This window comes from Halorubrum sp. SP3 (genome assembly GCF_005435195.1).
Classification (GTDB): Archaea; Halobacteriota; Halobacteria; order Halobacteriales; family Haloferacaceae; genus Halorubrum; species Halorubrum sodomense.
The window spans coordinates 1-206 of sequence record NZ_SGTU01000868.1 but is presented as its reverse complement, the minus strand read 5'-3'; the positions used below and the strand labels follow the sequence as shown (position 1 = coordinate 206).

Genomic DNA, 206 nt, shown 5'->3' with positions numbered 1-206 from the left:
GATCCGCTGGCCGTGCTCGCCCTCGGCGTCGTCCCACGTCTCGTGGTCCGCGAAGTCGTAGTCGATCTGCTCTCCGGGCGTGCCGTTCAGCCTGTGGTAGTCGGCCGCGGCCGCGACGGCCTCCGGGTCGAGCCCGACCGCCTCGGGGTCGCGCCGTTCCCACTCGCCCGCGTCGGGGAAGTACATACCCCGCCTTCAGCGCTCAC

Annotated in this window: 1 protein-coding gene; it reads right to left on the bottom strand. The window is 72.3% G+C overall.

Translation table 11 applies throughout. The features are described 5' to 3' along the window. Positions 1–186: hypothetical protein (locus EXE42_RS18440; protein ID WP_199240830.1), on the bottom strand; the 186-nt coding region annotated here is incomplete at its 3' end. Between the last annotated feature and the right edge of the window lie 20 nt (positions 187–206).